Below are 9972 nucleotides of genomic sequence, written 5' to 3'. Positions count from 1 at the left end.
TGAAGACCGCATCCTGCGCCGCCTGTGTGCTGGAGAAAGTCTGGTCCCGTCCCGGTTCGTCGAACACGGCGGAGACGGCGTTTGCGATGCCGCTCTGGTTGCCGGTGATGACAATGCTGAAAGGAGTCTGGCCGCTGCCGCTGTCCACCACCCGGGCGGTGACATCCGCCGACGAGGCGTTGATCTTGTCCACCACGTCCTGCAGCGTGTCGGTATCGGTGATGGAGATGTCGGTCTGCGTATTGCCGACGGTGATCTCCAGCGTGCCGGCGTCATCCGGGCTGTAAACGGACGTGGCCGAGGCGTAGCGGTCGTCGGATCGCACGATGCCCACCCGCGCCAGCTGGGTGACGTCGATGGCAAAACTGCCGGCAGGGGAGGTGACGCTGGTGATGACACCCACTTGGGCGGTGTCCGTGTCGCCCAGAAAGGAACCCACCTTGACGGTCATCTGGTCGCGGCCGTCCATGGTGCGAACCAGGCTCTTGAAACTGTTGGCATTCCGGCGCAATTGCTTGAACAGGTCGAGGCGCTCGATCTGCAACTCACGTTCGGAGACCTTGGCTTCGAGCGGGCGTTGCTGGAGAGCAAGCAGTTTTTCAATAACTTCGGAAGTGTTGAATCCCGATTGAATGCCGAAAATGGAGGTGATAGACATAAATACCTACCAATAAAAGTTAATATTGCCATTCCCTCCCAAATTGTTTAACGGGTATATATAAAAAAAGTTTATACCGATATTGGAAAAACTATAAAGAATTTTGATTGCTTTAAAGGCTGTCCCCTGTGAATGCTATAACTGTTTGAGTTTTTTCGGCTTTTGCCGGGGGACTTGAACTGCCGGGGGGCGAAGTGATATAAGGCTGTCACTATGTCCGACCAACTCGATTTGTTTTCCCAGCCGCCGGTGGAAGAACCGGCACCCCCCAAGCCGCAGAAAGCCAAAGGCCCGCGCGTGCTGTATTTCGATCTGGAGACGCAGAAAAGCGCAGACGAGGTGGGCGGTTGGGGCAACATCAAGGACATGCTGATGGCCGTCGGCGTGGTGTGGGACAGCCACGACGAAAAACACCACGTCTATTACGGCGAAGCGGAGAAGAAAGAGGGGAAGGGCTACACCGACCTCATCGACCACCTCAAGTCGGCGGACCTCGTGGTCGGCTTCAACGTCATCGGCTTCGACTACACCGTCATCCAGGGCGCGGCCAGCCAACGGCACATCGACCTGCTGGACATCCCCACCTTCGACATCCTCGTCGATTTCATCAAGCAAAAGAACCACCGCATCAAGCTCGACAACCTCGCCGGCTGCACGCTGGGCACGAAGAAGTCCGCCGACGGACTGGCGTCGCTCAAGTGGTGGAAGGAGTATTTGGGAGGCGATGCAGGCAAGCTCGACCAGATCGTCGAATACTGCAAGCAGGACGTCAACGTGACGCGCGACCTGTTTTTATTCGGCAAGGACCACGGCTACGTCGAGTACGACGGCCGCACCGGCCAGCGCCTGCGCTTGGACGTGGACTGGACCGTCGAAACCATCCTCAAATCCCCACATCGATAAGAAATAAATTCGGTTTCAGATTTTCACCTCAGCTAACAGCTTATCGATGATGTCCTGGGTTTTGATGTTTTCGGCTTCGGCTTTGAAGTTGAGCAGGATGCGGTGCTCCAGCACCTGCTGGCTGACGCTTTTGATGTCCTCGATGCTGACGGCGACGCGGTTGTCCATCAGCGCACGCGCCTTGGCGGCGAGCACGAGGTACTGACTGGCGCGAGGCCCCGCCCCCCAACTGACCCACTCGGTGATGAACGCCGGCGTCGTGCCGTTCCCCGGCCGCGACGCGCGCACCAGGTCGACCGCATACCGCGCGACGTGGTCCGACACGGGAACCTTCGGCACCAGCTTCTGCAATTCCAGAATGCGGTCGGCTTCCATCACCACCTCCAGTTCCGGCTTCACACCCGACGTGGTGGACAGCGCGATCTGCACCTCCTGCTCCTTGGTCGGGTAATCGACATTGATGATGAACATGAAGCGGTCCAACTGCGCCTCGGGCAGGGGATAGGTGCCCTCGTGCTCGATGGGGTTTTGCGTGGCGAACACGAGGAACGGTTCGTCCAGGTGGTACGTGTTCGAGCCCACCGTCACCTGGTGTTCCTGCATGGCCTGCAACAGCGCCGCCTGCGTTTTCGGCGGGGTGCGGTTGATCTCGTCAGCCAGAATGATGTTGGCGAAGATGGGGCCGCGGATGAAACGGAAGTCGCGCTTGTTCGTCGCCTGGTCTTCGTACAGGATCTCGGTGCCGGTGATGTCCGACGGCATGAGGTCGGGCGTGAACTGGATTCGGCTGAACTTGAGGTTCAGCACTTTCGCCAGCGAGCTGACGAGGAGCGTCTTCGCCAGCCCCGGCACGCCGACGAACAGGGAGTGGCCGCGCGAGAACAGCGCGATCAGCAGGTCTTCGATGACGGCGTCCTGGCCGATGATGACCTTGCGGATTTCTTTCAGTACCTGGTTTTTCGCGTCCAGCAGTTCGCGGGCGAGATCGAGATCGGGCGTCGTTTGGTCCATGTGGTGTCTCTTTGAAGTCAAATGCGAAAGAATAACTTTTGCATGATGGGTTATAAAAGCGAGATCGGACTAACCTTAAAGTTGCGATAAGGCGTGGTTCATTGTATCAAAGCCAGCCGGGTTTCCTGCTGTTCCTTGTTCGCGTTTTCGCCCAGCGCGGCGTAGATGCGGATCAGCCGCAGGTGCACCGCCGGGTTGAAGGGATTGATGCTCTCCGCCTTCACGTAATAATCGCGCGCGGCTTCGTAATCCTTGCGCTTGAACGCCACTTCCCCCAGGTTGGTGAGGGTGGTGGGGAACTGCGGATAAAACTCCAGGCTCTGTTTGAGCATGGTTTCCGCTTCGTCGAATTCGTTGGTCAGCATGTACGTGCCCGCGAGTTTGTTGTACAGCACCGGCGACAGCGTGTCCGATTCCGAAATCGCCTTGCGGTACTCGATGATCGCGGCCTGCACGTGGTCGCGGCTCTTTAGAATGTCGCCCAGCAGGGTGAGGTCGCGGGCGCGTCGGCTCTCAATCAGGGCGCGCTCGCCTTCTTCATCCTCGGCCTGGCCGTTTTCGCGTTTGTTCTTGAACTGGAACTTGATCACCGTGAGGCCGGGGATGCGTTTCAGCTTCTGCGTTTTCATGTACGCCTTCCAGTCGTCCTGAAACCGGTCGAGGTCTTTTTGCAGCAGCCGGTCCAGCACGTCGCTCACCGGCGAGCCGTCTTTCAGTCCCGCCACCAGCCCTTCGAGACCTTCCAGTCCTTTCAACTCGACGAGGTACTGCACCATCGTCGCCACCTCGGCGTAGGCGAGTTGCACGTCCTCGGCGGTTTTGAGTTTGGCGAACGACGGCATCATGGCTTCGAAGTCGATGAGGTAATCGTTGTCGAGCCCGTTTGCGAGCACCGTTTCCATGATCGGCGTCAGGTGTTTCGGGTCGCCGCGCCAGCGGGTCTCCAGGTATTTGGCGATGCCCTCGTGCAACCACAGAGGCACGTTGTTGTGGCTCTTGCTGCTGAGCAGGAAGTGGACGTACTCGTGGCTCAACGTGTCCAGCCAGTTGTAGCCGCGCACCAGCGAGCCGGGCGAGATGAGCATCAACCGGTTGTACTTGCACAAGGCGACCGTGCCGGAGGTCATGATGTCCTTGAAGGTGAGCGGCGAGATGCGCGAGAACGGTTCGCGGCTGGGATAGATCTCCACCCGCACTTTCTTTTTAGGATGGTGATCGAGGATACCACCCAGCACCGCGTAAGATTTTTCCAGCGCGTCGAGCGCGTAATCCACCAGCACGGAGTCGGGTCCGTCGGTGTAACTCAGGATGAAGTGATCCGACTCGCGCGTGACCATGGCCCGCGTCGCTTCATGCGTCTGCGCCACCAGTTGTTTGAACTCTTTCACCGTGGAGGGGGAGTCATCGACCTGGTTCATCAGGTCCAGCGACCGCGCGTAATCGCCCTGGTAGAACACCACCCGCGCGAGCAGGAACGTGACGTCGCCGGACTTGGGATACTTGTCCATCAACGACCGCGTGTGAGCCTCCGCTTCCTCGAAGCGCCACTGGTCGATCAGCGAGTAACCGCGGTTGATGTCTTCCTGCAGGCCGGCATGGGCGGGCGTGGACGCACCGCACAGCAACAGCGCCATGATAAAAGCGAGCGCGGTGCGGGGAAGGGGATTCGTCATTTCACCAGTTCCTTGTAGTACTGACCGATGAGGCGTTCGTATTTTTCCGGATACTTGTTCTTCATGGCCTCAATGATGTCCTCGCGGAACTGACCCGGAACGCGGTACTGGTCTTCCGAGGGCAGGGTGATTTTCTCCTGCCGCAGGCGTCGCGCCCCGCCGCCCTGACGCGGATCGCGTTGCCGGCCCTGTCCCATTTGCAGGGACGACTTCGGCTGGCCCTGACCCTGGCCGGAGTTCTTCAACGCTTCCAGCATGTCGCGCACCTCGTTGAGGCCCTGCAGGGCGCGGTTCTCGGACTCGATGCTGTCCTGCACGCGCTGGTCCTTGAGGCGGCTCTGCGACTGCTTCATGTAGCGGCCGGTTCCGGTCATGCGGTTGGAGAGACCTGGGCTGATCATCGGATTCTTGCGGTTCATCTGCTGGAACAGTTCGGACAATTCCTCCGTTTCTTTGGACAGGCCTTCCTGCTGTTTCGCCATCCGTTGCAGTTGCTGTTTTTCCTCGTCGTTCAGCAGGCTCTGGTAGTTCTGTTGAAGCGACCGCATCATGGTGCCGAGTTTCTTGGAGATTTCGCTGTTGAGTTGCGCCACTTCATACAGGTCGTCGTTCATGCGATCGAGAAGTTCCGGGTTGAGGTCCCGCGAGGTGCGGAAGTGGTTCTGCCAGCGGAGCACATCCGGGTACGTCTGTCTGAACATGGAGTTGAACTCGAACAGGTCCTGGATTTCCGTGAATTCCTCCAGTTTGTCGTACTTGGAGTTGAGTTCCGGCAGGTAGTTCTTGAAGCCGTGGAACATCTTCATGTGCAGGGAATGGATGCGGTCCATGATGTCCGCCAGCTCCGCACGCTTGTCCTTGAGTTTCGCGAAGCTTTCGCGGTGCTCCTCTTCGCGGCCCAGCGAACCCAGTGTTTTTTCGTTGAGGTCGCGGATGTCACTGCTGATGGCATCCTCCTTGTCCATCAGCTCAACCAGTTTCTGCATGTCCGGGTTCGTCTCCAGAACGCGTTCGTCTTCGCGCAGGATGCCCTGAATGGCATTGACGTCTTTCTTCAGGCTTTCAAAGAAATCCTTCAACTGTTGCTCAAACATCTTCAACTGCTGGGAGCGCAGGTTTTTGTTGATGTCCATGGTTTCGTCGAGCAGGCCTTTCTGCTGTTCGGCCAGTTCGTCGATTTTCTGGAGAGAGTCATCGATCTGTTTCATCAGTTCCAGGTCGACCATGTTCTCCTGGTTCTGGTTCATGTTGTCCAGGTTTTCGGAAAAGGCGCGCAGGTCGTCCATGAACTTTTCCATCTCCTGCATGGCTTCCTCGATCTTGCCCTGCTCGACAAGGTCCTTGATCTTTTCCATGGAGGCGTTCATGTTTTCAAGGCTCATGTTTTCAAACGCCTGCTTGTTGAGGAACTCGTCAGGGAGGCCCTGCATCTGCCGTGACAACTGTTCCATGATCTTGTGGAGCGTCTCACGGATCTTGTCCATCGCCTTCTTGAATTCGGAGGTGCTCTTCGGCGAGTTTTTGTCTTTAAGTTTTTCGAATTCCTCGCGCAGGTTTTCTGCCAGGTTGCCCAGTTCACGGTCGAGGTCCATCACCTGGTTCATGCGTTCACGGTTGAGCAGCTTTACGAGGAACAGGATGTCCCGTTCCAGGTGCGTGATGAGGCGTTCCATAACCGGTCCGCCGGGGGGCGCGTTGAAAGCGATGGGCGTGGTTTTGAACAGCGCGTTGTTGATCTGGTTCATCGCCTGAATCTGGTCTTCGCGGATTTCGTTCAGCCCGCCGATGATGTTGCCCATCAGGGTCAGGTAGGGTTTTGGAAACGACTCGACCTCACGCGCCTGTGTCTGGATGGTCTGCGCCAGGTTGATGATCTCGATCAGGCGGTCGGTGGTCCACGCCAGCGTTTTCTTGTAGCGGGTGAGGTCTTCCGGCTTGTCGGCCAGCGGTTCGGTGTTCGATACCAGCGTTTTGGCGAGCAGGGTGACCATCTTGTCAACGAGTTCATCCTGCAGGGCCAGCAGGTCCCAGCGTTTCTGCCGTTCGTCGAAGATTTCGAACGAATACACCTCCGATTGCCCGGTGTTGGGTCCATAGACGTTGTCGTTGTCCTCGACCTCAAGGTAATACTGCACGCGGTTGCCCGGTTCCAGCGCCATGGTGGCCAGTTCCCACGTAAAACCGTCCTTGTTTTCCTTTTCGTTGCTCTTGAACCGCTTTATGGTCCTGCGCGTCACCTGCCCGTCCACGTCCATGACCAGGTTGACCCGGCTGAGGCCGAAGTCATCCACCGCCTCGTAGTAAAACTGGATTTTGTCGGTGACCATGTACACCGGCTTGGGATTGCTGAGGAACATGATGATGCGCGGCGCGCGGTCCTGCCCCAATTCGATCGGGTACCTGGTTGGCAACAGCACCTTGTGCCCATCCGGCGATTTAAGGCGGAACTGATAGAAGCCGCCTTCCTTGACGATGAAGCGTCCCCGGATGCGGTGGTCATCCAGCGCATCCATGGACAGGTTGTCGCGGTTGTTCAGCACCAGGGATGCACCCGCAACCGGATGGTTGGTGCGCGCCGTGACGTTCACTTCCGTTCCCGGCAGAACTTTGATCTTCCCATCGGCGTTGTTCAACGTGATGCGCTTCAACTGTGTGTAGGCGGGGTAATTGAATTCGAGGGTCATCGATTCGATGGCGTATTCGAATTCCGGCTGGTTGGATCCGGAGCTGTCGGGCGAGCCGCTGACCTGTTTTATGGGGCCGGCCTCCGGTGGCGGCGCCACCCAGTGTTCGTAGCCGCGCGTCCAGAAATCCGGCAGGGAGAGGGCGGCCACGAGCAGGATCGCCAGCGACCCGACCAGGGCGCGGCGTGTGTGCTTGATGCGGTCGGTGGAAACGATGTCTTCCGGCCGCAAGTCGCGAATGTCCTTCTGCGTGCGGGCCAGGAGCTCCACGATCATCTCGCGCGAGATGCCGTCCGGCCGCTCCTCCTTCAACTGCGGTTCCAGTTGAATGGAATTGATGAGGTTGTTGTTGAGATGACGGACCTTTTCTTCAACAAGAAGCGCCGCCTGGTCGCGTCGAAGACGCAGAAACCATTCGGCAATGTAGGTCCGGCCCAGCAGGTACAACAGGGGTAGAGACCAGACGGCCAGGAAGGGAATCAGCCAGGGGCCGGGATCCTTTAAAAAGTAGGCCAGCAGGTTGGCGGCCAGTCCCCCGGCAACGAGCAGGAACAGAATCAGGTAAGTTCCAGAGAGGAGATTGACCCGAGTCCTGTAGTGGCGAACGCGGTCGAGGAATTCATGGATGAGGTGCGCCGGGTCCATTCAGATAACAATCCAAAAAAGAACGTTCTTCCCCTATTTTATTACATCGGTCGGGGATTTTCCCATGCAAAAGGACCCTAGCGGAAAATAGAACCGGCTACAATCCTCCTTTCTCCGACCCCCAGGAAGGCTTTGTTTTCAGGCGGTTCCCGGATTGTTGTCGTCAGTTTTGGGAGCCCCGGCCAGGGATTTCAGCATTTCCAGCGGGAACGGGAAGAACACCGTGCTGGTTTTATCCACCGAGAGGTCCACCATGGTCTGCAGGAAGCGCAATTGCAGGGCCGGCGGATGGGCGTGGATGATGTCCGCCGCGTCGCTGATGCGCCGGCTGGCTTCGAATTCGCCTTCGGCATGGATCACCTTGGCGCGCCGCTCGCGTTCGGCTTCCGCCTGCTTGGCCAGCGCTCTCTGCATTTCGGTGGGCAAATCCACATTTTTGAGTTCGACGTTGGCGACCTTCACGCCCCAGGGCTCGGTCTGCTGGTCGATCGTCTGTTGCAGGTGATCGTTGATCTTCTCGCGATGCGCCAAAAGGTCGTCCAACTGGCTTTTACCCAGCACACTGCGCAGGGTGGTCTGGGACAACTGTTGCGTGGCGTAGAGGTAATCTTCGACATCGATGACCGCGCGTTGCGGATCGATCACACGAAAATAGACGACGGCGTTGACGCGCACGGTGACGTTGTCGCGGGTGATGATGTCCTGTGGCGGCACGTCCATGACCACGGTGCGGAGGCTCACCTTCACCATCTGTTGGAGGATGGGAATGACCAGGATGAGGCCCGGCCCTTTGACCTTGTAGAATTTGCCCAGCAGGAAAATGACCCCCCGTTCGTATTCCCTCAGCACCTTGAAAGCGCTGAACAGGATGACCAGTAAGATGATAAGCCCGACGATGAATCCATTCATGGTTCGAATCTCCCCCCTTAGGGTTGGTCGTATGGGTGCCTTAATTCATGATACCACCATTTTCAGCCATGAGGATACCGTGTGAAGACTCGGGCCGGGAGCGTTTAAAAGCCTTCGCGGCCCTTCCCGGGGCTGTGATAAACTCAGTAGATCATTAATTTGAACGGTGATTGCCCGTGAACGCCTTTTTCCGTAATACGGCCCTTGGGTTTGCTGTCTGGGTGGCGGCGTTTGCCGCTCCGGTGGCAGGGTTGTCTGCGGAGAACCGCCTGGACATCACCACGGATCCCACCGTCACCGGTGACGGGCGCGTGACCATCACCCTCCATTTGCGCAATACCGGGTCCCGGCCGCTCCACCATGTGCACCCCATGTTTCACTTTCACCACACCATGGCGCACATGCCGATGATCCATGAGTTGAAACCGGGGCAGGAAGTGACGCTGGTCAATGACCAGCATCCCCCGGTGCGGCGAGTGGGTAGTTACCCGGTGGTGGCGATGGTCAATTACAAGACCGGGATGCACAGCGACGCGACCCGGACGCAACTGCACACCGACTCCTTTCATTATGAAGAGCCGCTCAAGGCCCTGATCACCGGAGACATACGGGCCCGTCACCAGGAGAACACCGACACGTCCACCCTGCGCATCGCGCTTCGCAACGATTCCCCTTCCTTTAAAAATGTACGTCTGATGTTGCTCCTGCCGCCGGAGCTCACCGCCTCGCAGTTCTCCGGCATGATGGGATTCACCATCCACGGCGGGCAGGAAAAGCATTTCGAAGTGCCCGTTAAGAAGGTGGCGGGACGCCCCGGCGGGGAATACCCCGTCCACCTGCTGGTGGAGTACGGCGAGATGCTGAAGCATTATTCCAGCGACATAACGGGCAGTGTGTACTTCGGACCGGACTGGGGTGAGGAGCCGTTCTGGCCGCAGATGTTGGTGTTCCTGTTTCTGTTCCTCATGCTGGTGACCGCGCTGGTGCGCCGCTGGCGTCACCGCCGCCGAAACGCATATTAGCTTTCCTTACTTCTATTTCATTTCCTTTATGTAAGCTTTTTCCTAGTGTCTGCACCGGCCATTTGACACCCCGCGTCCAGCCTTTATATTGGATAAAGACCTTAATCACGGATTGGAGGAGGGGCGATGCAGGGGGAATCGACCGTCAACTGGGAACGCGTGCGCCTGGGAAAAAGCAGGGGCTCGGTGAGCGGCACCACCATCCACGGCTGGCCATCCATCCTTTTCGGCCTGCCGTTCGCCGGCGTCGGGGTGATGTTGTTCCTCATGTACCTCGGCGTCATTCATCTCGACCCGAAAAGCGTGCACGCGCCGATGTGGGTACTGGCGGTGATGGGAGGCCTGTTCTTCCTCGCCGGGGCGTACATGATCGTTCACGGTTTCCTCGGGCTCGGCCTCACAAAGAAAATTGAGGAAGGACGCCGCCGCGCGCCTCATCAGCCCTGGCTTTGGGACTACGTCTGGGA

The 9972-nt window shown here is 58.0% G+C and carries 8 protein-coding genes; 3 read left to right on the top strand and 5 right to left on the bottom strand.

Annotated features, from left to right (window positions below; genetic code table 11):
- Positions 1-658, bottom strand: a 658-nt coding sequence (locus TX82_RS12335; RefSeq protein WP_042251221.1) for a flagellin hook IN motif-containing protein, incomplete at its 3' end; no start/stop codon positions are given.
- A 213-nt stretch (positions 659-871) separates the two neighbouring features.
- Between TX82_RS12335 and TX82_RS12330 the strand changes: the two genes are divergently transcribed.
- Positions 872-1561 carry a ribonuclease H-like domain-containing protein gene (locus tag TX82_RS12330; RefSeq protein WP_005011124.1) on the top strand — a complete coding sequence of 230 codons (690 nt, stop codon included), beginning with the start codon at positions 872-874 and terminating at the stop codon, positions 1559-1561.
- A gap of 15 nt (positions 1562-1576) precedes the next feature.
- Here the strand turns inward: TX82_RS12330 and TX82_RS12325 are convergent, their stop codons facing one another.
- From TX82_RS12325 to TX82_RS12310, 4 genes are all read right to left on the bottom strand, one after another.
- Entirely contained in the window at positions 1577-2572 is a 996-nt protein-coding gene (locus TX82_RS12325) for an AAA family ATPase (protein ID WP_005011122.1), read from the bottom strand.
- Positions 2573-2670: 98 nt separating this feature from the next.
- Complete coding sequence (locus tag TX82_RS12320; protein WP_005011121.1) at positions 2671-4245, bottom strand: peptidase MA family metallohydrolase; 1575 nt, start codon at positions 4243-4245, stop codon at positions 2671-2673.
- Positions 4242-7574, bottom strand: a complete 3333-nt coding sequence (locus TX82_RS12315) for a DUF4175 family protein (protein ID WP_005011118.1) — start codon at positions 7572-7574, stop codon at positions 4242-4244. Before TX82_RS12315 ends, TX82_RS12320 begins: the two co-directional genes overlap by 4 nt.
- 138 nt (positions 7575-7712) lie before the next feature.
- Positions 7713-8483: a slipin family protein gene (locus TX82_RS12310; protein WP_005011117.1), complete on the bottom strand. Its 771-nt coding sequence runs from the start codon at positions 8481-8483 to the stop codon at positions 7713-7715.
- A gap of 176 nt (positions 8484-8659) precedes the next feature.
- Here TX82_RS12310 and TX82_RS12305 point away from each other — a divergent pair, with 176 nt between their 5' ends.
- Both TX82_RS12305 and TX82_RS16380 read left to right on the top strand, forming a co-directional pair.
- Positions 8660-9505, top strand: coding sequence for a COG1361 family protein (locus tag TX82_RS12305; protein ID WP_005011116.1), 846 nt, complete (start codon positions 8660-8662; stop codon positions 9503-9505).
- A 126-nt stretch (positions 9506-9631) separates the two neighbouring features.
- Positions 9632-9972 (top strand): hypothetical protein (locus tag TX82_RS16380; RefSeq protein WP_042251217.1); only part of this gene is annotated, 341 nt, incomplete at its 3' end.

The organism is Nitrospina gracilis 3/211 (assembly GCF_000341545.2).
GTDB classification, from domain to species: Bacteria; Nitrospinota; Nitrospinia; order Nitrospinales; family Nitrospinaceae; genus Nitrospina; species Nitrospina gracilis.
The sequence above is the reverse complement of the archived record's forward strand: the minus strand, read 5'-3'. Positions and strand labels throughout refer to the sequence as shown.